This is a genomic window from Gloeotrichia echinulata CP02 (assembly GCA_038087035.1).
GTDB lineage: Bacteria > Cyanobacteriota > Cyanobacteriia > Cyanobacteriales > Nostocaceae > Gloeotrichia > Gloeotrichia echinulata.
The window spans coordinates 6,168,692-6,194,730 of record CP051187.1 but is presented as its reverse complement, the minus strand read 5'-3'; the positions used below and the strand labels follow the sequence as shown (position 1 = coordinate 6,194,730).

Here is a 26,039-nt window from a genome sequence, read left to right as displayed (position 1 = left end):
AAACCCCTACAACGCGGGTCTGTTTACCATCAAAGTAATAATTAATCAATACAAATGTACTATACTACAGGTAGTTTGAGACAAAACAGAGTGAATAAATGGCAACTTCTTCTGTACAATAAGTAATTATCAATGAGTGAAGGTGAACACTCAAGCAACTGACAAATCTGAACAGTCTTGTTTTTTAGTCTGTGGACTCGGCAGACTAGGACAGCATTGTGTATCTGTACTGAAAGAGTTTGATGTGATTGTCAATGCAATCAATGTCACGGATAACCCTCACTGGGAAATCCCAGAACTCCTTGATTTAATAGATCGGCTGATAATTGGTGATTGTCGTCAGCCGAAGGTTTTGCAACAAGCTAATATTGAGCAGTATCGAGCAGTCCTCATAGTCACCAGTGACCAGCGTGTGAATATTGAAGCGGCTTTCACAATTAGAAGGTTGAATCCCTATGCCCGTTTGGTGGTACGCTCAGATCAGGAGAGTCTCAATGAGTTGCTGCAGGAACATCTGGGTAATTACATTGCTTTTGAAGCTTCCCAACTCCCAGCAACTGCTTTTGCACTGGCTGCTTTAGGGGGCGAAATTCAGGGATTTTTCACCCTGGAACATTCTGTTGTGCGGGTAGTCAATGTCCAAATTCATGATAAGCATCGCTGGTGCAATATCCGCCTGCTGCATGAACTTAACAGTTTTAACCAGCGGATTCTGACCCACAATGGTCATACTACTGCAGATGTTGATTTTTATGAATGGGAGCCGGACTCCCGTCTCGTGGCTGGGGATACTGTGACTTATATTGAGATCACTGGACAAGTGACAAGCGTCTCGACCACAGTCGCCAAAGCCAATCGTCGTCAATTTTGGCAGGAAATTATCGGTAATTTGGAGTTGGTAAGGCTCAAGGGTCGGTTGCAGCAGGTTTGGCAAAGTATCCACCAAAATCAAACCCAGCAGGTGGCAATTCTCTCTGCGGGAATTATGGTCAGTCTGTTTTTGCTGGGTACTGTGCTGTACAAGTTGCAATACCCACATATTAGTATACAGGATGCTTTGAATGTGTCTCTAGTGCTAGCAATTGGTGGTTATGATAACTTGTTTGGGCAACTCAAACTACCTTTTCCTATTCCCTGGTGGCTACATCTTTATAGCATCAGCCTCACTGTAGGTGGTACAGTATTTGTGGGCATTTTTTACGCGATGTTAACTGAGCGTGTCCTATCTACCCGATTTCAACTTTTGAAACGTCGTCCCCCGATACCACGACAGGATCATGTGGTGCTGATCGGTTTGGGGCGATTGGGTCGCCGGGTCGCAAAGCTGCTGCAAGACCTGAACCAACCCTTAGTTGCTATTCATAGCAGCAGTACTGATGCCGATGTCCTACCCGAGTTGCCTTTGGTCATTGATCATTCTATCCCAGGCTTGATGAAGGCGAACATCGCCACGGCTAAAAGTGTCATGGTCTTGACTGATGATGAAGTGGCAAACCTGGAAATTGGATTACGCACAAGTACAATGAATTCTGTAGCGAATTTGGTGATTCGTACTTTTGATCCACTGTTCACCAAGAATATCTCCCGGTTACTTCCCCATGCCCGAATATTGCAAGCTTATCCGCTGGCTGCAGAAGCTTTTGCAGGATCTGCGTTTGTTGACACTCCCACACCTAGAAGGTGTGGGATTCTTGAAGACTAAGCCAAGTCCCCAATATCCCATAAACTCAATTGAGTTGGCGGGTTCCCAGGCACACTGCGTTTGCTCTTAAGAGCGCGGTGTTGTATCCTTTTACCCGTTGTTGATTCAACGGTGGGCGTTTCAAACAGTGTTAACTGTTTGGGTTTCGCAGAGTAAGAGCGTACCTTTTTAATTTTTTTGATAACAAGCTGGTTGTCTTTAACGGCTCTAATCTTGACGTTAAGAGCAGCTTGTTTGTCCGCGTGTGCTTCATGTCCGCATGATGTGCAAACAAACTTTTCTCCAAAGCGAGACAAGGCATCAACAACACCGCACTTAGAACAGGTGCGGCTTGTATTTTTCGGGTCTACCTTGAAAAAACTTTTTCCCGACTTTGCAGCCGCGTACTGAATTTTTTCTATCAAAGTTCCCCATGAAGCATCCGAAATGGAACGGTTCAATCCGCGTTTAGCAGATTGACCATTTTTGAGAAATCGACCTTGTTTGACATCATCAGGTTTGGGTTTACACTTTGCCTTCATCCCTTTGATGTTCAAGTCTTCTACGCTAATGGCATCAGCCTTATTGACTATCTTGTTGGCTACAAACCATTGATAAGCACTACGTTTATCAGCATGTTTTTTGTGGAGTCGAGCAACTTTTTGCGCTTGTTTGTGACGATTAGCGCTACCTTTTTTTTTCCTGGATAATCGTCGCTGCCTGATTTTTAAAGTACGCTTTCCCTTTTTGGAGGTACTAGGACGGGGATTGTCAAAGTCAGAACCATCTGAGCAATGAACAAGCTTTGTTAATCCCATGTCCAACCCCACAACAGTATTAACTTTTTTTGGAGTTGGATAATCGGGAACTGAATCATCCCTAATTAATATACTCGTGTACCAACCATCTGCTTTTTTTCGTAGGGTGACTGTACGAATTTGAAAGCCTTGGGGAATGGGGCGAGAATTGTAAAAACGCATCCACCCTATTGATGGCAGATATATTTTGTTGCCATCAAGCTTAACGTCACCTGGCTTGTACTGGAAAGAACGAAAGTTAGACCTGTTTTTGAATGAAGGAAAGCCACGACCATGTTTAAAGAAACCTTCCATCGCTGCATCAAGACGCTTAACCAGCATCTGCAACACGTTTGAGTGGATTGTTTTATACCAAGGTCTAGCTTGCTTCATTTCTGCCAGATAAGCATCTTGCATTAAACTGGCAGAACGCTTTTTAACTACTCCGTTTTTGTCTGGATTTTTCCAAGGATTGTGCAGGCTTGAGTTTTTGTTCAACGAACAAGTTAATGGGCATCGCTCAGATTTTGTTCTGATATCGCAATACTCACCCATGATAAAGGTTTGATAATAACCGTCAATGCGGTCAGCTAAAAACCAGTTGTACAAACTACGCTGCATATCTAGCCAAGAATCCATGACTTTTAGTTGACCTTGGTGAGGGCGCAATTTGTACTGGCAGCTAACTTGCATCTTGACTTATCTTGTTTATAGACCTAGTATTAGCTTAGTGTATCCAGCTAAAAATGTCAACACCAAGACCTAAAAAGAAAGCAATGAGAAACGAGCCTTTGTTTTATGATGAAGCAAAGGTTAGAAAAGCGATTTGGCTAACTCCTTCTACTTGGGATACTTTAAAACAAGTAGCCGAATCTGAAGGAGTCAGTGTTAGCGAATTAGTTGAAAGATGGGGACGGCACTTAAAAGTGCCTGCGGCTTCCTCCCACGCCTAAAGGACGTATGTGGGTTCCTTAGTCACCCACATACTCGTGGGCTTCCGCCTTTAACTATTGTGAATTTTCCATTAACAAGTTTCCAACTAATCCGATTTAACCTAATCGGTAGGGTCATGAAAAAACCAATCGTCAGTGGTTTGTTCGGTCTGTTTCCAACTAATCCGATTTAACCTAATCGGTAGGGGTATTTCAGGAAAAATCAGTAGCTTCCTCAATAGTTTCCAACTAATCCGATTTAACCTAATCGGTAGGGACGGCAGTAGAACCAACAACAGCAGCAAAACAGACTAGAGTGTTTCCAACTAATCCGATTTAACCTAATCGGTAGGGCAAGCAGACCCAGCAGGGTTTGCTTCAGATCGACTGCCTCGTTTCCAACTAATCCGATTTAACCTAATCGGTAGGGTTACTATTGAAGGAACCCAGATAGGCACCTTCAACGTTTCCAACTAATCCGATTTAACCTAATCGGTAGGGAGTTCGTCTAGCAGCCCAAGCCCCGTAAGGGTTTTAGCCTGCAAATCGACACCACTCAAAAAAAACTATAACAACTTGCGCCAAAAAGCACAACACACATACCTCAAATACTTGCTGTGTAAGCAATCGACACCACTCAACGAAAAATATAGGGTTTCAGCGATTTGGCGAGTGGTGTTGATAACGTTGATACAAAATCGCTCCTCAAAACTAACTTTGGGAAATAGCCATCACTTCTGTTACCACGGGGATATTGTAGCGCGATCGCGCGGAGCGCAGTGCCGTAGGCAATCGCTCTTTTGCTTGGTGTGATAGGTTTGAATAACACCTCTAGCTCGGATAATCTATTGTGGCCAAGGATCGTTTTCATCAAGTTGTTAAGACTGCTCTTGCTAAGGATGGGTGGAAGATTACTCACGATCCGCTTCAGATTAAAGTAGGTGGTGTAGATATGGAAATTGACTTGGGGGCAGAACGATTACTGGCGGCAGAGCGAGGAAATGAGAAAATTGCAGTGGAAGTCAAAAGTTTTTTGGCTAGTGCTTCGGCAATTTCTGAGTTTCATACAGCACTGGGGCAGTTTATTAACTATCGGGCTGCATTGCGTCGTGAAGAACCCGCTCGCATTCTCTATCTAGCCGTACCCGATCTAGTCTATAACAGTTTCTTTCAACTTGATTTTCCCGCCTCAATGCTGCAAGAAAATTCCGTAAAAATAATTGTTTACGATATTAAATTGGAGCAAATTTCACTATGGAAGGAGTGACGGATAAATTAACTCACTATCAGCAAATTGTGCAGCAATTGTTGATGGGTTATGCCCAAAGTAAGCCAGCTTATGGAGAGATTGAAGTTGAAACTATTTTTGATACGCAGCGCCATCACTATCAAATTGTGCATCTAGGTTGGCAGCATAAGCGCTGGGTGCATGATTGTGTAATACATCTTGATATTCGCAACGAGAAAATCTGGATTTTTTACAATTCAACAGAGCATGATATTGCAGCAGAGTTAGTCGAGTTGGGCGTACCAAAACAAGATATTGTGTTAGGTTTTCATCCTCCTTTCATGCGGGAAATGAGTGACTATGCAGTGGGTTAAAAGCAGAAGGTTGAAAGAGGCGATCGCGTTGTGGTAAAAATGGCTGTGATGAAAAATAAGCGATCGCACTCTTGCTTGTTGCTACCCCCTGCTTTTTCAAACAGGGAAATTAATTACATTCAAGCTGCACAATAAATGGGGGTAGATTTAAAACCTACCCCCATTTCTGATATATTCCGCCCAACGGCTGCAGCTAAAGGCTTTAAACTATCAACCAAATTCACCATATCTTCTAAAGACAAAGCTTGACGAGCATCAGAAACAGATTTTTCTGGTTCTGGGTGACATTCAATAATTAACCCATCTGCACCACAAGCCACAGCGGCTTTAGCCATTGGTGCTACCAGTTCCCGTTTACCGACGGCATGGGATGGATCTACAATCACTGGTAGGTGAGTAATCTGCTTGAGAGCTGCTACTGCGCCTAAGTCCAGCACATTGCGGGTGTAATTATCGAAACTGCGGATACCCCGCTCACACAGAACCACATCAGGATTACCGTGGCTTAAAATATATTCGGCTGCCATGACGAATTCTTCAATTGTCGCCGCGAAGCCACGTTTGAGCAATATCGGCTTACCAGCTTGTCCCAAGGCTTTAAGCAAGTCGAAGTTTTGCATATTGCGGCTACCAACTTGCAGCATATCAGCATGGGCAGCAACTACTTCAATTTGGGAAATTGTCATCACTTCAGTTACCACGGGGATATTATAGCGCGATCGCACTGCAGCCAAAATTTCTAATCCTTCCTCTCCCATTCCACCGAAGGCGTAGGGAGAAGTCCGGGGTTTGTAGACTCCACCACGCAAGGCCTGTACAGGTGCAGCAGCTAGGTTTTCGGCTACTGTCTCCATTTGTCCTAAGCTTTCTACTGTGCAAGGACCACCAATAATTACCAATTCTTCGCCACCGAAGGCGACTTTTTCTGTCAGTTTGACAATTGTCTGATGCTGAGGATGAGATTGTACTGTCAGTTTGGCATTAATCATGGTTCGATTCTCCTGAAAAATTAGATATTGGGGATTGGGGATTGGGGATTGGGGATTGGGGATTGGGGATTGGGAATTGGGAATTGGGGATTGGGAGTTGGGGATTGGGAGTTGGGAGTTGGGAGTGAGGAGTTGGGAGTTGGGAGTGAGGAGTTTGGAGTTATTATTCTCCCCAGTCCCCAGTCCCTAGTTCCCAGTCCCCAGTCCCTACTAACAAAAAAGCCCGGAAACTTTTAGTTCCGGGCGCGTTATGATTTATCGGCATGACGCTATTTACCCGGAATTTGCTCTGGGCCAAAAGTAAAAGCTTTGACACTCCCCCGACTGAACAAGTTTCGCATTGTCTAACGACACGCTTCGCGTTCGCTCACTTGTTCGGAAAGTCGGGGGATTCTTCATTCATCGTCAGAATTTGCTCTAGCAGGTTTACACCAACTAGCGTAGTGATTCCAACTCCTGAAGCGTTACTTTGCTTGTGCCCCAAGCTAGCTTTTGCAAGATTCAGAATATTTTTTGCAGCACTAACATCCCTCTGCAAACTACAGCCACAACTACATACATGGCTACGAGTTGAGAGGGATTTTTTGACAATTGTTCCACAATCCGAACATTTTTGAGATGTCATTCTAGGATTGACAGCAACAACAGTGCTGTTAAATTTAGCTGCAAAATATTCTAGCCAACGACGGAACAGTGCCCAAGAAACATCATTAATGCTCTTGGCTAAACAGTGATTTTTTACCATGCCTTTAACATTTAAATCTTCATAAGCTACTAAGGCGTTAGCCTTGCATACGCAGCGTCCTAATCTCTTAGAATGCTCATTACGTTGCCTACTTACTTTTAAATGCTTCCGTGCATATCTGGAGCTAGCTATCCGTCGTTTGTTTTTACCTTTCTCTTTTTTGTAAATTTGGCGTTGAGCGTGTTTAATTGCAATCTGTGCTTTTCTTAAAAATCTAGGGTTTTCTACATGATTACCATTTGAATCTGAGTAGAAAAACTCTAAACCAACGTCTAGACCTATTTCACCGTCAGCAATTCTAGACTCAGAGTCAACATCTACATCAATGCAGAATTGACAATAGAATCCATCGGCTTTTTTGAGAAGTCTAACACGCTTAATCAGTTTAACTGGGTAAGTTTGGATATCCCATTTACCAAGTAACTTGACTTCACCAATACCTTTTTTATCAGTAAATGTGATGCGTCTTTTAGTTGGATTTAACGACCATCCAGAGGTTTTATATTCCACCGAACGGTTATCTTTTTGAAATCGGGGATAGCCCTTTTTACCTGCTACTACGGCAGTTGCTCCACTTGGGGAGACCCCAAGACCGCACTGCCTCTTCTTCTTACAGTTCTGGTAGAACCTATCAATGGCAGACCATGCTCGTTCAGTTGCAGCTTGGCAAGCCATTGAGTTTAATTCCTCAACAAATTTAAACTCTTTGCGTAACGCTGTTGAGTAATTGTTTAAAGCAATTTTATTAATTTTGGCTTCTTTTGGGGAATCCATCCAGTAGCGTATAGCTTTATTTCTGATGAATTGAGTTGTACGGATAGCCTCATTAATTGCATCGTATTGATGCTTTTTAGCTTTGACTTTGTACTCTAAAACCAGCATTACTTAATCACCTCCTTGATGATTTTGTTAACTGTATATATGATAGGATGATTGTGTACACATAAAGTACATGATATGCCAAAAAAGCAATTACATATACTTTTACGCGAACGCAGAATTAATAAACTACGCTTATTAGCGGTGGAAGAAGATAAAACTATGACTCAAATCATAGAAGAATTGATTGATTCTGTACCTGAACCAAAAAGAAAAAATCACGTTTAATAAATTAAACGTTGGCGCTACATCCGGAGTCTAAAAGACACAGGGTTTTGCGCCTATCGGGTTACTTCTATGACGATGAAATTCTCCTGAAAACACAAAAACCGCAGAGTTTGCTCTGCGGTTCACCGGGCGGTCTCCATTAGGAAACTTAATTCACCCCCGGTGAACCGCCTTAAACCAAAAATAAAAGTAGGAACTGCTGCTGTACATTTCGTGGCGCGTTTAGTTAGTAAATTGAATGTAGACTTTATATGAAGCTACCATAACAGAGGCAGTCGGTTACGTCAAGACCCCCACAGCACGCAAAAAAGCGTTAAACTCAGTAATATTGTGGCAATCAAGACATATTCCTGAGTTGCGAAATTTTACATAAGTTTACATTCTCAGGTCATAATTTACACATAGACACGCAATCATCAGGGTTTCAGGGTAGTAACTCTAGGTAGAAACGACGCTTATTTCTAATATTCCCGGTTTTCAGGTCATTTTATATAGGGTATAGGGTTTTCATCCTGCCTTCTTTATAATTCATGATTGATAATTCGTAACTAGAACAATTTTTTAGTACCACTGAGCTTTATGTTGTCCAGTTCAAAAATCTTAGCCACATCTTTTAACGATCAAGGGGCTTATCCTTGCCCTGTGTGTCGCATAGGTAAAATTACTCATATGCCATTGATGGAAGCTATGGCTTGTGATTTCTGCCAAGAGATTTTTACTGTTAATCTAGAACAACAGCAAATTAAGATGCCTTCTAGGCAACCTCCTCTGATTTGGCGCTGGAATGGCTTTCATTGGACAGAAGCCCAGTTAGAGGGTGTGGAATTGGGTTGGGGTTATGGGTTGGCGGCGATCGCTTTTATCATTCTACCCACTACTCTGATTGGTATAGTAGCTTGCAATTTTCCCCCTAGTCTAGATGCTCCCATTACCTGGCTGCCATCTATCTGGACTATTTTAACTTTTTTGTTGCATTTAGCAATTATTCTTTGGATTTTTGTGGAGATTTATCAGATTCCACTGGCGGCTTATTTGCGGGCTATGAATCGATGGAGAAATGGGGAGACTGGTAGTGAGCGGAGCCGTTGGCGTACTGGTAGATAAGTATGGGGAGATAGTTGAATTCAGCTACGCCATATATTAAAGTATAGTTTTAATTTGGTGATATTTCTCAAATCATCACAAATTGTACAGAAAAATACCGAATTATATCTTATATGAAATTGCCCAAAATTACAGAGATTTAATTAAGGATTAAGTCCCTAGGGGGCGGTATGACTCATAATTAAGTTGATTGTCCACGAAAACATCCTATGAGCGAGTTGGAGCGGTATTATAGAATCTTGGAATTAGAGCCTGGTGCAACACTTGAGGAAGTGAACCAGGCTTATAAAGATTTGGTGTTTGTTTGGCATCCTGATCGCATTCCCAAGGAAAATCTCCGCTTACAAAATAAAGCACAAGAAAAGCTCAAAGCTATTAATGAAGCTCGTGATAAATTGCGTTCTTTTAAAGCCAACTATCAAACCACCTCTGATTCACAATCGTCTCAAGCAAAACAAACATCTCAAGCGACCTATCAATCACCAAATAATAACCCAGATTTAAGTGGGAAAGACTACAGTCGGGCAAATTTGAGCAACAAAGACTTATCTGGTAGAAATTTGAGTTATGCCAACTTGACTGGTGCTAATTTGAGTGATACTTTTATGCATAAGGTTAATCTTAGAGGTGCAAATTTATCAGAGGCAAATTTGTTTAGAGCCAACCTACTTTTAGCCGATTTAAGAGAAGCGAATTTGCGCTCTGCTAATTTGATTGGAGCTGATCTCAGTGGAGCCGACTTGCGGGGTGCGGACTTGACGGGAGCGCGTATTCGCTCTGGCGATCGCTTGCTTGTTAAACTGATTGGAGCTAATTTAGCTGGTGCAATCATGCCTGATGGTATGATTCATCGTTAGGTACTTCTTAAATAAAAAATAGTTGACCGTGCCAATTTTAGATTTTAAATTTTGGATTTTGGATTGTTATTTCGGTGCCTTGCAGATCCGGCTCTTCCGTACTTAGCGTGCTGAATTTATTAAAAAATCAGCTTGAAACCCTTGCAGAGCTAAGATAATAGCCATTATTTTCTGTATTTTATATCATATTGCTAAAAATTAAATTATGAACGCCTGTAAGCCTTACTTTTAAAGCAAATTTATAAACTTTAATTAATAATTAAGCACGCTAAGTACGCAAGAACCATAAGAGAAGAGATTATTAGTGTTAGTATGTTGCTGTCAGTGGCGATCGCTATTTTGTTAGCGACTTACACTAGTCGGATAATCGCTCGTCCACTAAAAGCTGTTACCAATATCGCCCGAAAAGTTACCCAAGAATCTAACTTTCATCTGCAAGCACCAGTAACCACCCGCGATGAGGTGGGAATATTAGCAATCTCTCTCAATCAACTAATTCAACGGGTAAACACTCTTTTGGAAGAACAAAAAGCGGAGAGTTCCCAACAGTTGATTCAGAGTGAAAAAATGTCCAGTCTGGGACGGATGCTAGCAGGGGTGGCACATGAAATCAACAATCCAGTTAACTTTATCTACGGCAATATCCAACATACTACCGCCTACTTTCAAGATCTCCTAGCCCTACTAGAAGCCTACGAAGCAAAAGCCAGCGATGATGTCATTCAAGCTCAATCTGAGCAAATCGATCTGGAATTTTTGCGACAAGACTTGCCTAATCTCTTACAATCTATGCAAGTAGGGGCTACCCGCGCACGGGAAATTGTCTTGAGTCTAAAGAACTTTTCTCGCTTAGATGAAACCGCACTTCATCCAGTAGATATACACGCTTGTATTGATAGTAGTTTACTAATTCTGAATAACAGAATTAAACAAGGTATAAAAGTTATTTGTAACTACGGTATATTACCAAATATTGACGGTTATGCAGGTTCGCTCTACCAGGTATTCATGAATATTTTATGCAATGCAATGGATGCTTTAGATGAGCAAACAAAAATCCATAAATCCAAAGAAATTGTTATTACCACACAACGTTTAGAAGAAACCTGGGTGCTGGTCAAAATAACAGATAACGGTTCTGGTATCTCTAAAGAAAATCTTGCCAAAATATTTGACTCTTTCTTCACCACCAAACCTGTAGGAATTGGCACCGGTTTGGGTTTATCGATTAGCTACCAGATTGTGGTAGAAAAACATGGTGGTAGACTAACTTGTGAGTCTGAGGTAGGTCAGGGGACAACATTTGCGATCGCACTCCCTATCAAGCAACCAAGTATTAGCAAAATATCTGCTCCCATACCCGTACTAGCTACTAGCTTACGTTGAACTGGGGATTGGGAGATTTGGGTTAAAGATCCGCCAGTAATTACGTTAGCTCCTATCTTGCACCAGATAGATCATGCACAACTTTAATCACTAAATATTTATAGATTTTCGCGGAAAAACAAATCCGCCAGGGACTGAAAGTAAGTAGGCAGAAATAAACCAAACTATGTTAAGAAAAGTAAACAAGCCTGAAACTCTTACTAATGACCAATGACAAAGGACAAATGACGACCCTCGACCGTACGGTTTATTTGCGCTGACCTACTTAGGTTGATCTGTCTAGAAACTAGACTTCAATGTGCAGTTTCACATAGAATTGGTATAAGTGCTTTTTCAGTCTGGGTCTAAATCCCCGTCTGATTTGAATTTTGAATGTTGAATTTTTTCTGATGGCTGTCTCAATACTCATGAATATAGCAATCATTGGTTGTGGTTACGTCGGTTATGCTGTTGCCAAATATTGGCAAGAAAAAACTAATTTTGTTGTCACTGTAACCACAACTACCCCTGAGCGTGTACCAACACTAAAAGCAGTAGCAGCAGAAGTTATAGTCACCCAAGGTAATGACCCAGAGGGACTAAAAGCCGCATTACAAAATCAAGATGTTGTGCTATTGAGTGTTGGTGCAAAAGGTGCAAATACTTATGAAGAAGCCTATTTGCAAACTGCCAAAACTTTAGTTTCTATTTTACCACAGATTACCAGTGTACGACAATTAATATATACAGGCAGTTATTCTGTTTATGGTGACCGAAATGGTGCGTTTGTCGATGAAGAAACACCAGTAGCACCTAGCAATCGCAACTCAGAAATTATGCGAGAAACTGAAGAAATTTTGCTATCGATATCAAACGCCAATCTCCGCATTTGTATCTTGCGCTTGGGAGGAATTTATGGACCGGGTAGAGAACTGGTAAAAATATTTGGTCGAGTCGCTGGTACAACCCGTCCGGGTAATGGCGACGATATCACGAATTGGATTCACCTGGATGATATAGTTGGTGCTATCGAATTTGCTCGTCAACAGGAATTGCAAGACATTTACAATGTAGTAGATGATGGTCATCTCATCAGTCGAGAATTGATTGATGGTGTGTTGAAAAAACACGATTTACCGCCAATTATTTGGGATGCTTCCCTCAAAAGTAACCGCCCATATAATCCTTGGGTATCAAATCAAAAAATCAAAGATGCTGGATACAAGTTAATATATCCACAGATAATTTTTTAGTTAGGCAGTGTCGTATTCTGATCCATAACGCACCCTACTTACCCGATATGACAACAGCTTCCACTCAGTTTTACACTTGGCAGAATTATCGCTGCGCCTACGAAGTTCATCACCCAACTGATTCAACGGCTGAGGGGATTCCTCTACTGTTAATTCATCCCATTGGTGTGGGATTATCACGGCAATTTTGGCAGCGATTTGTCCGCGAATGGTATAATACAGGGAATCGTCGTCCAATTTACAATCCAGATTTACTGGGATGCGGTGATAGTGATATGCCCCATGTGGCTTATACTCCTAGTAATTGGGCAGAACAATTGCATTACTTTTTACAAAAAGTGGTGCAACAACCTGTAATTGTCGTAGTGCAAGGTGCTTTATTACCAGTAGCATTAGAATTAGTTCAAAAAGCACCGAATTTAATTCATTCTCTCGTATTTGCAGGGCCGCCAGCTTGGGCTGTGATGACAAAAAAATCACCAACATGGCAACAAAAACTTACGTGGAATCTGTTAGATTCACCTTTGGGTAATGCTTTTTATCGCTATGCACGCACCCCAAAATTTTTGCGGTCTTTTTCCACTCGCCAACTCTTTGCGTCAGGCGATAGTGTCGATAGCTTGTGGTTAAATACTTTGGTCGCAGGTGCAGAAAAGACCGCCAATAGATATGCAGTGTTTTCTTTTTTAGCTGGGTTTTGGCGTCAAGATTATAGTACCGCGATCGCCGCTATTAAGCAAGCAACACTTGTAGTTGTCGGAGAAACAGCATCGAGTATTAGCCAAGAAGGTAAACGAGAGACACCAGATCAACGGTTGGCTGACTACCTCGCCCATTTACCTCACGGACGTGGAATTAAGTTACCGGGGCGAAATGTTTTACCCTATGAATCCACCGCTTTTTTTGTCGGGGCGATCGCGCCTTTTGTTAATGAAGTTGGTTAAAAGTTTGACTACATAGAAACGGTAATTTTTCATCCCCATCAACTCAACTGGTTGACAATTAGACCAGTTCTCCCCTCATATTAGCAATAGATTGACTACCTAAAAGAGGAAAATTCATGCTGCCCAATCGTCGAGGACAAAGAGTCCCCAGTGTTACTTTTCATACTCGTCAAAACAACCTGTGGGTCGATGTGACGACTGAAGATCTGTTCGCTGATAAGACAGTCGTGGTCTTCTCCTTGCCTGGTGCTTTTACTCCGACTTGCTCATCAACTCATCTCCCTGGTTATAATGAGTTGGCTAAGGCTTTTAAGGAAAACGGCGTAGACAACATTATTTGTATTTCTGTCAATGATGCTTTTGTGATGAACGAATGGGCAAAGGATCAAGAGGCAGAAAATATCACACTCATTCCCGATGGTAACGGTGAATTTACTGAAGGCATGGGGATGTTAGTGGATAAATCAGCAGTCGGCTTTGGTAAACGCTCATGGCGCTATTCTATGCTGGTGAAAAATGGCGTCATTGAAAATATGTTTATTGAGCCAGATGAGCCAGGAGACCCCTTTAAGGTATCCGATGCGGAAACCATGCTCAGATATATCAACCCCCAAGCTGTGAAACCTCAACTGGTGTCCCTATTTGCCAAAGTGGGTTGTCCCTACTGTGCCCGTGCGAAAGCTATGCTCAAAGAACATGGCATCGACTACGAAGAAATTACCTTGGGTAAGGATGTTACCACACGCTCGTTACGGGCAGTTACAGGTGCGACCACAGTTCCCCAAGTTTTTATCGATGGTAAATTAATTGGTGGTTCTGAGGCGTTAGCTGCTTACTTTGGCGTCTAGTAGGTGTATTAGTTCGTAGTAGCGTTTTAGCTTTCCCGACAGAAGCCCCACGCTCACTCGAATGAGCGTGGGATGAATGGCGCGTGAGTGACGAATTGACCAACGAGCGAAATTGAGCATAGCGAAATCAGCAATGTTGGTCGGTGAGGAATGAACACTTTCTTGTTTTTTTTTCAAAATAAATATTTGATATAATTTTAACCAGTAGGTGTAATCCAATTAAATGCTGAAAAGCAGCCTATTAAAATAAAAGCTAATTGTTTGGCTTAACCAAAGAACCGTGGTTAGCACAGTCTTAAAGCTCAGTCAATGTCTTCATAGAAGAGTCGCACAGAAGCCCACACTCACCTGAAAGGGAGTGTGTGGAGTACGTCACTGCTATCTTCATCATTAAAGCAGGGGCGCAAAGCCTTGGGCCCCTACTAGCAACCGCATGAATTTTTGGTTCTTGCGTACTTAGCGTGCTGAATTTGTTAAAAAATAAGTTTGAAACCCTTGCCTGGCTCCGATAAAAGCCATTATTTTTTGTATTTGAGCTACTGTTACTAAAAATCAAATTATAAACGCCTATAAGCCTTGTTATTAAAGCAATTTAATCGACTTTCATTAATAATTAAGCACGCTATACACGCAAGAGCCCAAAATCGTTCTTTCTTCAACTTCCCTTCTTTTCATATAAATTAAAATATCGGCATCTTAACTATAGTTTTTTCGTAAATTTTGTCAATGATCAAAAGTCAAGAGTCCAAAAGATCTTGACTTTTGACTCTTGACCAGCATAGCGGAAAATATATGTGCCCCCAGAGTAGGTCCTGCTTTATTTGCGCCCGACGTAATTAATAGAGAAAATCTGAACAACCGAATATTGTTGCTCAGATTTTTAGGTGCTGTTCTGTGTCTCAACTAACTACACCAGTACCAATTGACATTCCGCAAATCAAGTCGAATTTATTTGAGATTTAAAGACTAAATAGCTGAAACTGTTAATAACCTAAGATTTAAGCATCCAAATTTTATTATGGGTTGACTTAACACCAGTCAATGCAGTATCATCTTAGATCGTCTGTCTAATTCCTGCTCGGATCAGGTAGACATACTGCAAAAGCTGGCAAAAAACATCAAAGTCAGCTACCTGTACGGCAACCTCAAGGACAATTCCATGACTTACGCAATTATTGAAACTGGCGGCAAACAAATACGGGTGGAACCGGGTCGTTTTTACGACATCGAGCTGCTAACTGCCGCAGAAGACGAAAAAGTTACAATAGACGCAGTATTACTAGTGCAGCACAACGGCGAACTATCAATTGGACAGCCGCGAGTAGCTGGGGCGACTGTAGAAGGGACAGTGGTGCGGCATTTTAGAGGTCGCAAAGTCCTGGTATACAAAATGAAGCCGAAAAAGAAAACCCGCAAAAAGCGCGGACATCGCCAAGAAATCACTAGACTGATGATTGATTCTATTAATCTCAATGGTCAGGTATTTGTTGCTGAAGCAGGGGTAACCGCTGAAACTCCGGTCGATGATAACACCCCTGTAGAAGTCGCTGCTGAATAATCAAGCGGTCAGATTGACCGTGTTAGCCTGTGGACTGGATAGTACCGACACTTCCTAGTCGTTGCAGGAAGAAAAAGCGGACATTTGTTAGCATTTGTTAGCTTTTTTGGATCGGAAATTCCTAACAACCAATCGCCAAGAGTTCGGCGAGGCTCACTCAATCCGCTCAGTACAAATCCCCAATCCCTGTGATCAAGAAAAGTAGAGCAATCTCAAGCGAAACAAGAGGAAATTATGGCTCATAAGAAAGGAACAGGTAGTACACGTAACGGTCGTGATTCTAACGCCCAGCGTCTGGGTGTCAAGCGCTACGGCGGTCAAACTGTGCGGGCGGGAAATATTCTCGTGCGTCAGCGTGGAACTAAAATGCACCCTGGTAACAACGTGGGTATTGGTAGCGATGACACGCTATTTGCCTTAGTTGACGGCGTTGTTACCTTTGAAAGAAAGGGTAAAACCCGTAAAAAAGTCAGCGTTTATCCAGTTGTTGCTGTTGTTGAAGCAGTAGCTGGTTAGTAGTTAGGGTTGTTTGTAGTTGCGCTACCCTCCGGGAAAGCTGGGCTAATAGCGCTCTTAATTTTTGCAGCGCTAAAGCGGAACTACAAACAATCATGTGAATTATTCACCAGAAATGGCGGATAAATCCCAGATGTAAAGCTGCACCCAAGCCTAAACCCGCCAATGAGAAGATAGAAGTCATCCAAAAAGTGTGTACTTCTCTGAATCCTGCTGCTTGAAAGTCGATTCTCGCCAAGATAGCCGCAGAAATTACGAGTAAGCCATCAAGAAATACTCGAAACCAAGCAACCATCACAAACAACATGAAAGCTGCGAAGACAGCGACAATAAAAGTTCTGGTATTTGATTTAAACAGGACATTCCGAAACTGTGTCATACTCGACGAGGGAGTAGCCAAGCTGAAAAGCAAAAACAAGACAGCAAACACAACCGCCAGCCATACAACCCCAGATGCTTTAGTTTCAGATAGCACCCAGCCTAGGGTGCTGTAACTAAGCAGAACTAACACCAGGGAAACCCAAGGAACTCTTGGTAAAATCGACATGGGTTGGATTTCCAGTAGTGGATAAAGCTATTATTCCACAAATCATCAACATCAAGCTAGTTGGACTGTAACTGTTCCCAAGGATAAAACGGTGTTAGGGGACTGCCAAATTCAAAAATATCCAATCTGTAGGGTGCGTCAGGAGCGAGAAACCCTGGAAATGCCAATAACTTACTGGTACTGATGCAGCGTATCGCTAGTTCACACTATAAGTATGATAAAACTTTAAACAAAATATAGTCTAGCATAGTCAGATATAGTCTAAAAGACAGTCCTAATGAAATTATCTGATTATGCTAAAACCTTGGAGATTTCCTACCTTACCGCTTGGTGACATGACAAAGCAGGTAAAATACCATATCCAACAGAGCAACTTCCCACGGGTACGGTAATTGTTGATTACGACCCGAAAAAGATATCAGGGCAAAGCGCAAAACCGAAAAAATTGTAGAAGCCTTAAATTCTCCAACAGATTGATTAAGTTTTCTAGTCAAGCATATCTTACTGTATCTTGAATGATATACTAATTTCATTGCCAAAGTTGATCAATACTTTGACTACGCTCAGTATAAATATGCGTCAAGTAGAAAAGCACATAATCAAAGAAGGACATGACTGGTTTGATTATTGTAGTGACATTACCACTATTTCTCGGCAGCTTTACAACACTGCTCAATTCACTCAGCGTCAAGGTTTTTTTTACGGATGGGGAACTCAATCACAAGCTAGCTTAGACACTTTATTTAAACAAAACGAGAACTACAAAGCAATAAGCGCAAAAGTAGCTCAACTCGTATTAAAACAGAATGCAGATGCGTGGATTGCTTACTACAAAGCATTAGTGGCTTATAAACTTGAACCAACTAAGTTCACTGGTAGACCAAAACCACCTAATTATGTTGATGATAAGAACCTGATTAAGTTTAACAATCAAGCCATTGGCAAAAAAGAATTTAGTAAAGGTTCGGTTGTCCCGTCAATGTCGCCAATCAGAATCCCGATAAAGCCTGGACTAAGATTTGACGACTTGTGCGAAGTGCGAATTGTCCCAAAGACGGGATGTTTTGTGATCGAGGTAGTCTATGAAATTCTGCAAAAAAATGAGTTCTTCTGTAGTTTGAATCCTGAACTTAATGCGGCGATAGATATTGGTTTAGATAATCTAGCGACGATTGTTTTCAATGATCTAGCAATACAACCAATTATTGTAAATGGTAAACCATTGAAATCAGCCAACCAGTTTTATAACAAGCAGATTGCCAAGTTTCGAGGTTTTCTGCCTCATGGTAAAGGTAAATCAAGGCGAATCGCAAACATCGTCCGCAACCGTAATCAATTTATAGATTCATATTTGCATCAATCCACAAAAATGATTGTGGATGAACTTCTATCTCTTGGTGTAACTCACGTCTCAATCGGGAAAAACGAACAATGGAAAACACGTCTTAATTTAGGTAAACGTACAAACCAAAATTTTACTCAGATACCACACGCAATATTTATCGAAATGCTGACTTATAAATTAGTTAGAGTCGGTATTACCGTTAAGGTAGCAGAAGAATCTTACACAAGTAAGGCTTCAGCGATTGATTGGGACATCATCCCAACTTATCAACCTAACAACAAGATCAAGCATGTATTCTCAGGAAAACGTGTCAAACGTGCGTGGTATATCAGTAAAGATGGTTTGAAGATTCATGCCGACGTGAACGCAGGGTACAACATCGGCAGAAAAAGTAATCCTGAAGGGTTTGACTGTCTCCAGTCTATTCTAAGGGATAGGGGGTGTCTGGTAGTACATCCAAGGCGGATAACTCCACTATTTAAGCGTGTCCATGCTGAAAGTAGAGTCGCTTAAAGCTAAATTGCATAAGTCTGACTATATTTGACTATGTGATTTGGAACTATATAATTTTATCATTTATAGCGGCAATTAATCGGCTATGATGGTCTGTCAATCAAAAATAAACAACGAAAGCAGAGAATCACGGCACAAATTAGCATCGATTAGTTAAATTTGTTCTTAAACATTTGTAAACTATTAGCAGCCGAGTAGCCGCGTGTCACATCTTGTTAAGGAATTATCATGAGACAACTTGTTATTGCTGAACGCGTATGCATCATTGGTCATATTGTGTCAATGGTGTTCGGGTTGGTAGGGATACTGCTGGTCATACCTAACGCCGAAGTAATTTTGAACTTATCCGAAGTTGGCCAGACCGCCATGCAGTGGAGTATGGCTGGAGGCGGTGTAGTTTATATGATTTTGGGTGCAGCAGGGGTATTCCTTTATGGATTAAGGACATTAGGCTTGGGTCGCACCTTAGCGTTTATGCTCCCCTCAGTGTTTATTTCCTTAGCCAGTGAACTATCGGGAACCAGCACAGGGTTTCCTTTTGGTCACTATAGTTATTTGAGTGGCTTGGGCTATAAAATTGCCGGCTTAGTGCCATTCACAATTCCCTTGTCGTGGTTTTATGTGGGATGCGTTTCCTACTTGCTGGCGCGTGCTGGTTTAGAAGTTGACAAAAAACCCAACTTGTGGCGTCACATGGTGGCGATCGCCTTGGGTGCTTTGTTATTGACTTCCTGGGATTTTGTCCTTGACCCCGCGATGAGTCAAACCGCTCTCCCCTTCTGGTATTGGCAACAACCAGGGGCTTTCTTTGGTATGCCCTATCAAAACTTTGCTGGTTGGCTGGGTACTGGCTCAGTATTTATGACTGTAGCTGCACTGTTGTGGAAAAACAACCCTATTACATTAACGCGATCGCAGCTAAATGTACCCTTAGTAGTTTATTTAAGTAACTTCGGCTTTGCTACAGTTATGAGCTTGGCCGCTGGGTTTTCCATCCCTGTGTTACTTGGCTTATTACTGGGCGTAGCTCCCGCTGTGACACTATGGTGGAAAGGCACAACTATACAAGCCCCTGTGGCTGTGGAACCAGCAACCCAAGAAATTGCCGTAGCAAATGTCAAAGTTGCTTTGAAGTAAACTTGGGGAATGGGGAATGGGGAATGGGGACTGGGGACTGGGGACACTTCGGCAAGCTCAGTGCATCGCTGGGGACTGGGGAATGGGGACTGGGAGGACCAATGACAACTCCCAACTCCCAACTCCTAACTCCTAACTCCTAACTCATTACTCATTACTCCTAACTCATTACTCATTACTCCTCCACTCCCCAGCCCCCATGTCCTATTTTGCCGCTAGCCTATCGCTGTTATTACTACTTCTCCAACTTCCAGCAACGGCGATTTTGCTTTCACGCTTATTCAAGGGGCCATTCCGTCAACCCCCGATTCAACCACAACAGCCAACACCAGATATGTTGGGTATTGTTAGCGTTGTCGTTCCCACCCTCAACGAAGCGCTTCGGATTAGCCCCCTGTTGGCTGGCTTGAGTCAACAAAGCTACGAAGTCCGGGAAATTGTGGTTGTCGATAGCAACTCTCAAGATGGCACCCCCGAATTAGTCAAAGCGACACAGCAGCAAGACCCCCGCTTTCGCGTGATGACCGATGATCCCCTACCCTCTGGTTGGGTGGGGCGTCCTTGGGCGTTGCATAACGGCTTTTTGCATAGTTCAGAGGCGAGTGAATGGTTTTTGGGGATGGATGCAGATACAGTACCCCATCCTGGTTTAGTTGCTGGTTTGGTGCAGACAGCCGCAGCCCAAGGGTATGATTTGGTTTCCCTTTCACCCCAGTTTATCCTCAAATCTCCAGGGGAATGCTGGCTACAACCAGCGCTGTTGATGACTCTGCTTTACCGATTTGATCCAGCGGGTATAAATACAGACCAGCCAGAAAGAGTCATGGCCAATGGGCAATGCTTTTTATGTCGTCGCTCCGTTTTAGCCGCTGTCAATGGTTATACAAGTGCCCGTGGTTCCTTTTGTGATGATGTCACCTTAGCACGATATATTGCGGCTCAGGGCTTTAAGGTAGGCTTTTTAGACGGCGGCAAGGTGTTGAAAGTACGGATGTATGAAGGTGCAATAGAAACCTGGAAAGAATGGGGGCGCAGCCTCGACCTCAAAGATGCATCACCCCGCGCTCAAATTTGGGGTGATTTATGGCTACTTTGTGCAGTTCAAGGTTTACCTCTGTTAATCGTCCTCACCTACCTCTTCTTTTCTCCCTCACTCCTCTTACTGGGATTGAATTTATTTTTGCTAGTCATTCGCTTTGCGATGCTATTGGCGATCGCACCTGCTTATGATCGCCAAAGTGCTAAAGGCGGCTGGTTGTTTTGGCTTTCACCCTTCGCGGACCCTTTAGCTGTGCTGCGAATTTTCTTATCTGCATTCCGCACTCCACGACAATGGCGGGGGAGGGAATATAGTTAGGAGGAATCCCCACAGCACAGGGTAAAAAAGCTTAATCGTCACCGCGCAAGAACTTTTGATGCAACAGACAGCTTTTGATCTCTAGGATATCCCTATCGATGGTATCCAGTGGTCGATCCAACTCTTCCATTGACATCCTCACCGCCCTAAAAGTGCGGTGATTCCAAAGATCACTCTTTGGGTTTCCTCTTTCCGCGACTCGGCTTACATTGGGGAGTTTCCCCACCAATGCAGAGGTCGATGTCTCCAGAGGCGTTAAGCGTTCCCGTGTGCCCCACGGTACGTAGTCCAAGCTCTAATATATTCCGAGCAGCGTTCCAGTCTCTATCCAACACAAACCCACAATGGTGACATTTATGAGTTCTTGTACTCAAAGACTTTTTGACGACTTCCCCACAGTTAGAGCAATTGGCACTGGTGTAGTGGGGTGGAACAGCAATAGTTGCTACCCCGAACACTTTGCCGAAATACTCCAACCAATCACGGAAAGCCGACCATAGTGAAGGTGGGGACTTCCGCGATAGGTTAAATATTGTTCATCTACCAAACCATTATCTATGATATATGTACAAAACGGTAATCCTAGCAATTACTAGTAGATTAGTTGCAGAGGTAGGCGACAGTGGGCATATTAGTAGAGAATGTATCCAAGCAATTCGGCAGTTTTAAAGCGGTTGATCAGGTTAGCCTGGAAATACAGAGTGGTTCACTTGTTGCTTTACTCGGTCCGTCGGGGTCTGGTAAATCTACCTTGTTGCGGTTAATTGCGGGTTTGGATATGCCAGACACCGGCAAAATCTTCCTGACTGGTAAGGATGCGACAAATCAAAGTGTGCAAGAGCGGAATATTGGGTTTGTGTTTCAGCACTATGCTTTATTTAAGCATTTAACTGTGCGGCAAAATATTGCTTTTGGTTTAGAAATTCGCAAAGTAGCGAAAGCTAAAATCAAGGGGCGGGTAGAACAGTTGCTAGAATTGGTGCAATTGAGTGGACTAGGCGATCGCTATCCATCACAACTTTCTGGTGGTCAACGACAACGGGTAGCTTTAGCCAGGGCTTTGGCAGTAGAACCCAATGTATTATTGTTGGATGAACCCTTTGGCGCACTCGATGCCAAAGTCCGCAAAGATTTACGGGCATGGTTACGCCGCCTCCATGATGAAGTTCATGTTACCACAGTTTTTGTCACCCATGACCAAGAAGAAGCGATGGAAGTCTCTGATGAAATTGTGGTGATGAATCAAGGACGTGTGGAACAGGTGGGGACACCAGCCCAAATTTATGACCGTCCCGCCAGTGCATTTGTGATGAGCTTTATTGGTCCGGTCAACGTTTTACCCAGTAGTTCCAAAATTTTCCAAACTAGCGGCTTCGATTCGCCCAACCCGGAAACGTTTTTGCGTCCGCAAGATGTCATTGTCGAAAAGTCTGCTAACGGTGCCACTACCCCCGCTACAGTCAGTCGGGTAATACATTTAGGTTGGGAAGTTCAGGTAGAATTAATCTTCGATGATGGTCAAGTAGTGACGGCGCATTTAACGCGGGAACGGTTTGACGAGTTGCAGATCGAACCTCGAGAACGGGTGTATGTGAAGCCGAAGGATGCGAAATCTTTCCCACTTGATTATTCCATTTAGTCAGAATTTGGAAAAATATGCAAAGGATCGCTAAACCTGTCTGGACATCCAGTGGCTACGCGATCCCATGCTCCCGATGAAACGTCAAGTTCAAATTCAAACAGATACGAAAGATATTCATCTACAACTTGCTCACCAGTGGTAGCATATCAAATATCGCAATCTGCAAATCAGGAAACTGTAGTGGCGAAATAGTCCCATTTTCACCCAAAATCATTTCATTTTGATAACCATCTTCAGTGGGTTCTCGGAAGATATGTAGTTGACGATTAACCACATCTAATACCCAATAATCTCTAATTCCTGCTTGGGAATAAGCTTGAGCTTTAGTTTCACAATCTACTTTCAAACTGCTATCTGCTACTTCAATAATTAGATAAATTTCCCCAGGTGTAGGATGATGGTCTGCATAGTCCAGGGGGTCTACTTTTACCACAGCAATATCCGGTTCTGGTTCAGAGCGTTCATTTAACTTTACTGGGTCTTGAATGGATACCCAGGCCCGATCTCCTAACCGATTTTTCAGTAAATAATCTGTCCTCCCGACGGCTGACCGATGGGCTGTTCCTTTAGCACTCATCCAAATTATCTTTCCTGTTAACAGTTCCACTCGTTCATCACCACCAAAAATCCCAGCCTCCGCCATCCGATGGTATTCGTCAACTGTCCACAGGCGAAGTTTTAAGGTTGTTTCTGTGTTTTGCATGGCTGATTTCCCGTCAGGGGTAATTCAAATCCTAGCATTTTGACGCCCCCTGTAACCCTACTTTTAAGGTGGGCTAGTTTAGGTTTAGTGGTAGCATATCAAATATCGCAATCTGCAAATCAGGAAACTGTAGCGGCGAAATAGTCCCATTTTCACCCAAAATAATTTCATTTTGATAACCATCTTCAGTGGGTTCTCGGAAGATATGTAGTTGACGATTAACCACATCTAATACCCAATAATCTCTAATTCCTGCTTGGGAATAAGCTTGAGCTTTAGTTTCACAATCTACTTTCAAACTGCTATCTGCTACTTCAATAATTAGATAAATTTCCCCAGGTGTAGGATGATGGTCTGCATAGTCCAGGGGGTCTACTTTTACCACAGCAATATCCGGTTCTGGTTCAGACCGTTCATTTAACTTTACTGGGTCTTGAACACATATCAGAGCTAGATTCCTTAAACTATTTTGCAGTAATCTATCTGTCCTCGCGACGGCTGACCGATGGGCTGTTCCTTTAGCACTCATCCAAATTATCTTTCCTGCTAACAGTTCCACTCGTTCATCACCACCAAAAATCCCAGCCTCCGCCATCCGATGGTATTCTTCAACTGTCCACAGGCGAAGTTTTAAGGTTGTTTCTGTGTTTTGCATGGCTGATTTCCCGTCAGGGGTAATTCAAATCATAGCATTTTACCAGTTCAAATGGGTTAGAAGATTACCCAGTAAGCTTTATAGGGGCGCAAGGCCTAGATCCGCTACTTTAGGTATTAGCAATCAATTTATTGCAGATAGGACTTACGCACTGTACAAATTTGGCATGGTATGATTTTACCAAAATACGTTGTTTCAGGCTCAATACAGTTCAGTTAGACTCCAGTGGTATACAGTGTAGGGGCACGGCATCCAAAATCTTTTCTTCTAATGACAATTTTATTCGTGCCGTGCCCCTACGACAATTTTCCTTAACTGAACTGTATTGGTTTCAGGCTTTGATTAATTATTACTTTAATGGTAAACAGACCCACGTTTTAGGGGTTTAGCAATGCTAAACCCCTACAACATCTCCGGTTTTTTGGAGCCACATATTTTGTGTTTTTTGTCAATGCATAAGTCCTATCAGAGCGGAATTTCGGGCAAAACCTACGTAGTATTGCCACGGTACTGATTCCGATTCTCAAAGTGTTCATAGCCGCCCTAGAAGGAGGGGGTTTTAGACCCAAATTTCTAATAAACCCTGGAACAACCTCAAGCCGTCGCTACCGCCTAATATTGTATCAGACGCTCTCTCTGGGTGGGGCATCATTCCTAAAACATTGCCTTGACGGTTACAAATGCCTGCTATGTTGTTGAGTGAGCCATTGGGGTTATCCCCCTCATAGCGAAATACAACTTGCTCGTGATCTTCAATTTCTGTAAGAGTGACTGCATCAGCGTAAAATCGTCCTTCTCCGTGGGCTATGGGCACTGTGATAATTTCACCAGTGCTATAAGCTTGTGTCCAAGGGAGATTGGTACGCTCGACTTTGAGGGGGAGGCGATCGCAGATAAAATGCAAATCCCGATTTCTCGTTAATGCTCCTGGTAATAGTCCCGCTTCAGTTAATACCTGAAATCCGTTACAAATACCGATGACAAATTTACCCTTTTGGGCATGTCCGATCACCTGCTGCATCACAGGCGAAAATCGAGCGATCGCACCACAGCGGAGATAATCCCCGTAACTAAAGCCACCAGGGATGACCACCACATCCACATCAGCAATGTCCGTTTCTTGATGCCAAATCATGCGAGTTGGTTGCTCCAGCAAGTCTCTGGTAACATAAGCAACATCGCGATCACAATTAGAACCTGGAAAAACCAAAACGCCGAATTTTGTCATTTGTCAGTTGTCATTTGTCATTTGTCAACAGTTAACCGTCAACCATCAAAACACGCCGGTCTGTGTTTCGACTTCAATCAAATCAAAGCGATAATTTTCAATTACCGGATTTGCTAACATTTGGTCACAGATGCTATTGAGGTTTTGACGGGCTTTGGTTTCATCAGTCGAGATGATGGTCAATTCAATGTACTTACCAATCCTCACCTGCTCTACGTTGTCGTATCCGAGCTGCACTAGACCAGATTGTACAGCTACACCAGCAGGGTCTAAAACTGAAGGACGAAGAGTGACGAAAATTTTGGCTAAATACTTCCTTTGCACGGGCTTTTGCTGAATGCTGCGATCGCTATATTATAACTTTCTGTTCCAACTAAGTGAAAATAAAATCAGGAAACAGTTAAAGTTAATTTATTGGGACTGACGCATGAGCAACTCTAAATCAAGGGTTTGGGTCAATACAGTTCATTTAGACTCAAATGGTATACAGTGTAGGGGCACGGCATCCAAAATCTTTTCTTCATAATGACAATTTTATTCGTGCCGTGCCCCTACGACTGAACTGTATTGGGGTTTGGGTTGGATATAGGGTATGGGACATAGGGAGCGAAAAA

27 protein-coding genes, 1 pseudogene and 1 CRISPR repeat array are annotated in these 26,039 nt (G+C 42.7%); of the genes and pseudogenes, 18 read left to right on the top strand and 10 right to left on the bottom strand.

Annotation, left to right across the window (positions count from 1 at the left end; genetic code table 11):
• Positions 1-142: 142 nt before the first annotated feature.
• Positions 143-1,702: an NAD-binding protein gene (locus HEQ19_27615; GenBank protein WYM02683.1), complete on the top strand. Its 1,560-nt coding sequence runs from the start codon at positions 143-145 to the stop codon at positions 1,700-1,702.
• Here HEQ19_27615 and HEQ19_27610 read toward each other — a convergent pair.
• Entirely contained in the window at positions 1,699-3,171 is a 1,473-nt protein-coding gene (locus tag HEQ19_27610) for a transposase (protein ID WYM02682.1), read from the bottom strand. The two genes, HEQ19_27615 and HEQ19_27610, sit on opposite strands and share 4 nt — an antisense overlap.
• An 83-nt stretch (positions 3,172-3,254) precedes the next feature.
• Between HEQ19_27610 and HEQ19_27605 the strand changes: the two genes are divergently transcribed.
• From HEQ19_27605 to HEQ19_27595, 3 genes are all read left to right on the top strand, one after another.
• Positions 3,255-3,431 carry a helix-turn-helix domain-containing protein gene (locus HEQ19_27605; protein ID WYM02681.2) on the top strand — a complete coding sequence of 59 codons (177 nt, stop codon included), beginning with the start codon at positions 3,255-3,257 and terminating at the stop codon, positions 3,429-3,431.
• A gap of 78 nt (positions 3,432-3,509) precedes the next feature.
• Positions 3,510-3,911: direct repeats of the CRISPR family, unit length 36 nt; unit sequence GTTTCCAACTAATCCGATTTAACCTAATCGGTAGGG.
• A 346-nt stretch (positions 3,912-4,257) separates the two neighbouring features.
• Positions 4,258-4,677, top strand: coding sequence for a XisH family protein (locus HEQ19_27600; protein ID WYM02680.2), 420 nt, complete (start codon positions 4,258-4,260; stop codon positions 4,675-4,677).
• The gene (locus HEQ19_27595; protein ID WYM02679.1) at positions 4,665-5,012 is read left to right on the top strand and encodes a XisI protein; all 348 of its coding nucleotides are present in this window, start codon (positions 4,665-4,667) and stop codon (positions 5,010-5,012) included. The genes HEQ19_27600 and HEQ19_27595 overlap by 13 nt, the downstream gene beginning before the upstream one ends.
• A 119-nt stretch (positions 5,013-5,131) precedes the next feature.
• On the opposite strand, the gene aroF is transcribed toward HEQ19_27595, so the two are convergent.
• Positions 5,132-6,001: a 3-deoxy-7-phosphoheptulonate synthase gene (gene aroF / locus HEQ19_27590; GenBank protein ID WYM02678.1), complete on the bottom strand. Its 870-nt coding sequence runs from the start codon at positions 5,999-6,001 to the stop codon at positions 5,132-5,134.
• Positions 6,002-6,028: 27 nt separating this feature from the next.
• On the opposite strand from aroF, the gene HEQ19_27585 reads away from it, so the two are divergent.
• The gene (locus HEQ19_27585) at positions 6,029-6,238 is read left to right on the top strand and encodes a hypothetical protein (GenBank protein ID WYL98136.1); all 210 of its coding nucleotides are present in this window, start codon (positions 6,029-6,031) and stop codon (positions 6,236-6,238) included.
• Between the two features lie 130 nt (positions 6,239-6,368).
• On the opposite strand, the gene HEQ19_27580 is transcribed toward HEQ19_27585, so the two are convergent.
• Complete coding sequence (locus HEQ19_27580) at positions 6,369-7,628, bottom strand: transposase (GenBank protein WYM02677.1); 1,260 nt, start codon at positions 7,626-7,628, stop codon at positions 6,369-6,371.
• Between the two features lie 75 nt (positions 7,629-7,703).
• Between HEQ19_27580 and HEQ19_27575 the strand changes: the two genes are divergently transcribed.
• From HEQ19_27575 to rpmA, 9 genes are all read left to right on the top strand, one after another.
• Positions 7,704-7,853 (top strand): hypothetical protein, encoded by a 150-nt coding sequence (locus HEQ19_27575; GenBank protein ID WYM02676.1) that lies wholly within the window; start codon positions 7,704-7,706, stop codon positions 7,851-7,853.
• 579 nt (positions 7,854-8,432) lie between these two features.
• A complete protein-coding gene (locus HEQ19_27570) occupies positions 8,433-8,957 on the top strand; it encodes a hypothetical protein (GenBank protein WYM03660.2) in 525 nt (174 codons plus the stop codon).
• A 209-nt stretch (positions 8,958-9,166) separates the two neighbouring features.
• The gene (locus HEQ19_27565) at positions 9,167-9,814 is read left to right on the top strand and encodes a pentapeptide repeat-containing protein (protein WYM02675.1); all 648 of its coding nucleotides are present in this window, start codon (positions 9,167-9,169) and stop codon (positions 9,812-9,814) included.
• Between the two features lie 312 nt (positions 9,815-10,126).
• Positions 10,127-11,200, top strand: coding sequence for an ATP-binding protein (locus tag HEQ19_27560; protein ID WYM02674.1), 1,074 nt, complete (start codon positions 10,127-10,129; stop codon positions 11,198-11,200).
• 407 nt (positions 11,201-11,607) lie between these two features.
• Positions 11,608-12,432, top strand: coding sequence for an NAD-dependent epimerase/dehydratase family protein (locus tag HEQ19_27555; GenBank protein ID WYM02673.1), 825 nt, complete (start codon positions 11,608-11,610; stop codon positions 12,430-12,432).
• Between the two features lie 47 nt (positions 12,433-12,479).
• On the top strand, positions 12,480-13,376 hold the full coding sequence (locus HEQ19_27550; protein WYM02672.1) for an alpha/beta hydrolase: 897 nt from the start codon (positions 12,480-12,482) through the stop codon (positions 13,374-13,376).
• 116 nt (positions 13,377-13,492) lie between these two features.
• Positions 13,493-14,224, top strand: coding sequence for a glutathione peroxidase (locus tag HEQ19_27545; protein ID WYM02671.1), 732 nt, complete (start codon positions 13,493-13,495; stop codon positions 14,222-14,224).
• Positions 14,225-15,383: 1,159 nt separating this feature from the next.
• Positions 15,384-15,782 (top strand): 50S ribosomal protein L21, encoded by a 399-nt coding sequence (gene rplU / locus HEQ19_27540; protein WYM02670.1) that lies wholly within the window; start codon positions 15,384-15,386, stop codon positions 15,780-15,782.
• Positions 15,783-16,016: 234 nt separating this feature from the next.
• Positions 16,017-16,298 carry a 50S ribosomal protein L27 gene (gene rpmA / locus HEQ19_27535; GenBank protein ID WYM02669.1) on the top strand — a complete coding sequence of 94 codons (282 nt, stop codon included), beginning with the start codon at positions 16,017-16,019 and terminating at the stop codon, positions 16,296-16,298.
• Positions 16,299-16,404: 106 nt separating this feature from the next.
• On the opposite strand, the gene HEQ19_27530 is transcribed toward rpmA, so the two are convergent.
• Both HEQ19_27530 and HEQ19_27525 read right to left on the bottom strand, forming a co-directional pair.
• Entirely contained in the window at positions 16,405-16,845 is a 441-nt protein-coding gene (locus tag HEQ19_27530) for a hypothetical protein (GenBank protein WYM02668.1), read from the bottom strand.
• Between the two features lie 320 nt (positions 16,846-17,165).
• On the bottom strand, positions 17,166-17,339 hold the full coding sequence (locus HEQ19_27525) for a hypothetical protein (protein ID WYM02667.1): 174 nt from the start codon (positions 17,337-17,339) through the stop codon (positions 17,166-17,168).
• Between the two features lie 80 nt (positions 17,340-17,419).
• Here HEQ19_27525 and HEQ19_27520 point away from each other — a divergent pair, with 80 nt between their 5' ends.
• From HEQ19_27520 to cruG, 3 genes are all read left to right on the top strand, one after another.
• Positions 17,420-18,703 (top strand): transposase, encoded by a 1,284-nt coding sequence (locus tag HEQ19_27520; protein ID WYM02666.1) that lies wholly within the window; start codon positions 17,420-17,422, stop codon positions 18,701-18,703.
• 228 nt (positions 18,704-18,931) lie between these two features.
• A complete protein-coding gene (gene cruF, locus HEQ19_27515) occupies positions 18,932-19,840 on the top strand; it encodes a gamma-carotene 1'-hydroxylase CruF (GenBank protein WYM02665.1) in 909 nt (302 codons plus the stop codon).
• 199 nt (positions 19,841-20,039) lie between these two features.
• Positions 20,040-21,197: a 2'-O-glycosyltransferase CruG gene (cruG, locus tag HEQ19_27510; GenBank protein ID WYM02664.1), complete on the top strand. Its 1,158-nt coding sequence runs from the start codon at positions 20,040-20,042 to the stop codon at positions 21,195-21,197.
• Between the two features lie 170 nt (positions 21,198-21,367).
• On the opposite strand, the pseudogene HEQ19_27505 reads toward cruG, so the two are convergent.
• Positions 21,368-21,694: pseudogene (locus HEQ19_27505) on the bottom strand (transposase).
• A gap of 125 nt (positions 21,695-21,819) precedes the next feature.
• Between HEQ19_27505 and HEQ19_27500 the strand changes: the two are divergent.
• A complete protein-coding gene (locus HEQ19_27500; protein WYM02663.1) occupies positions 21,820-22,836 on the top strand; it encodes a sulfate/molybdate ABC transporter ATP-binding protein in 1,017 nt (338 codons plus the stop codon).
• 121 nt (positions 22,837-22,957) lie between these two features.
• On the opposite strand, the gene HEQ19_27495 is transcribed toward HEQ19_27500, so the two are convergent.
• The 4 genes from HEQ19_27495 to purS all read right to left on the bottom strand — a co-directional run bounded on the left by HEQ19_27495 (position 22,958) and on the right by purS (position 25,749).
• Positions 22,958-23,542: a Uma2 family endonuclease gene (locus HEQ19_27495; GenBank protein ID WYM02662.1), complete on the bottom strand. Its 585-nt coding sequence runs from the start codon at positions 23,540-23,542 to the stop codon at positions 22,958-22,960.
• A gap of 73 nt (positions 23,543-23,615) precedes the next feature.
• Positions 23,616-24,197, bottom strand: a complete 582-nt coding sequence (locus HEQ19_27490; GenBank protein ID WYM02661.1) for a Uma2 family endonuclease — start codon at positions 24,195-24,197, stop codon at positions 23,616-23,618.
• Between the two features lie 559 nt (positions 24,198-24,756).
• Positions 24,757-25,425: a phosphoribosylformylglycinamidine synthase subunit PurQ gene (gene purQ / locus HEQ19_27485; protein ID WYM02660.1), complete on the bottom strand. Its 669-nt coding sequence runs from the start codon at positions 25,423-25,425 to the stop codon at positions 24,757-24,759.
• A gap of 45 nt (positions 25,426-25,470) precedes the next feature.
• Complete coding sequence (gene purS, locus HEQ19_27480) at positions 25,471-25,749, bottom strand: phosphoribosylformylglycinamidine synthase subunit PurS (GenBank protein WYM02659.1); 279 nt, start codon at positions 25,747-25,749, stop codon at positions 25,471-25,473.
• Positions 25,750-26,039 lie beyond the last annotated feature (290 nt).

Excerpts from the sequence above, each read along its gene's own strand:
- HEQ19_27610 (WYM02682.1), bottom strand. The coding sequence starts at position 3,171 with ATGCAAGTTAGCTGCCAGTACAAATTGCGCCCTCACCAAGGTCAACTA.
- HEQ19_27605 (WYM02681.2), top strand. The coding sequence starts at position 3,255 with ATGAGAAACGAGCCTTTGTTTTATGATGAAGCAAAGGTTAGAAAAGCG.
- HEQ19_27595 (WYM02679.1), top strand. The coding sequence starts at position 4,665 with ATGGAAGGAGTGACGGATAAATTAACTCACTATCAGCAAATTGTGCAG.
- aroF (WYM02678.1), bottom strand. The coding sequence starts at position 6,001 with ATGATTAATGCCAAACTGACAGTACAATCTCATCCTCAGCATCAGACA.
- HEQ19_27580 (WYM02677.1), bottom strand. The coding sequence starts at position 7,628 with ATGCTGGTTTTAGAGTACAAAGTCAAAGCTAAAAAGCATCAATACGAT.
- HEQ19_27575 (WYM02676.1), top strand. The coding sequence starts at position 7,704 with ATGCCAAAAAAGCAATTACATATACTTTTACGCGAACGCAGAATTAAT.
- HEQ19_27570 (WYM03660.2), top strand. The coding sequence starts at position 8,433 with ATGTTGTCCAGTTCAAAAATCTTAGCCACATCTTTTAACGATCAAGGG.
- HEQ19_27565 (WYM02675.1), top strand. The coding sequence starts at position 9,167 with ATGAGCGAGTTGGAGCGGTATTATAGAATCTTGGAATTAGAGCCTGGT.
- HEQ19_27560 (WYM02674.1), top strand. The coding sequence starts at position 10,127 with ATGTTGCTGTCAGTGGCGATCGCTATTTTGTTAGCGACTTACACTAGT.
- HEQ19_27555 (WYM02673.1), top strand. The coding sequence starts at position 11,608 with ATGAATATAGCAATCATTGGTTGTGGTTACGTCGGTTATGCTGTTGCC.
- HEQ19_27550 (WYM02672.1), top strand. The coding sequence starts at position 12,480 with ATGACAACAGCTTCCACTCAGTTTTACACTTGGCAGAATTATCGCTGC.
- HEQ19_27545 (WYM02671.1), top strand. The coding sequence starts at position 13,493 with ATGCTGCCCAATCGTCGAGGACAAAGAGTCCCCAGTGTTACTTTTCAT.
- rplU (WYM02670.1), top strand. The coding sequence starts at position 15,384 with ATGACTTACGCAATTATTGAAACTGGCGGCAAACAAATACGGGTGGAA.
- rpmA (WYM02669.1), top strand. The coding sequence starts at position 16,017 with ATGGCTCATAAGAAAGGAACAGGTAGTACACGTAACGGTCGTGATTCT.
- HEQ19_27530 (WYM02668.1), bottom strand. The coding sequence starts at position 16,845 with ATGTCGATTTTACCAAGAGTTCCTTGGGTTTCCCTGGTGTTAGTTCTG.
- HEQ19_27520 (WYM02666.1), top strand. The coding sequence starts at position 17,420 with ATGCGTCAAGTAGAAAAGCACATAATCAAAGAAGGACATGACTGGTTT.
- cruF (WYM02665.1), top strand. The coding sequence starts at position 18,932 with ATGAGACAACTTGTTATTGCTGAACGCGTATGCATCATTGGTCATATT.
- cruG (WYM02664.1), top strand. The coding sequence starts at position 20,040 with ATGTCCTATTTTGCCGCTAGCCTATCGCTGTTATTACTACTTCTCCAA.
- HEQ19_27495 (WYM02662.1), bottom strand. The coding sequence starts at position 23,542 with ATGCAAAACACAGAAACAACCTTAAAACTTCGCCTGTGGACAGTTGAC.
- HEQ19_27490 (WYM02661.1), bottom strand. The coding sequence starts at position 24,197 with ATGCAAAACACAGAAACAACCTTAAAACTTCGCCTGTGGACAGTTGAA.
- purQ (WYM02660.1), bottom strand. The coding sequence starts at position 25,425 with ATGACAAAATTCGGCGTTTTGGTTTTTCCAGGTTCTAATTGTGATCGC.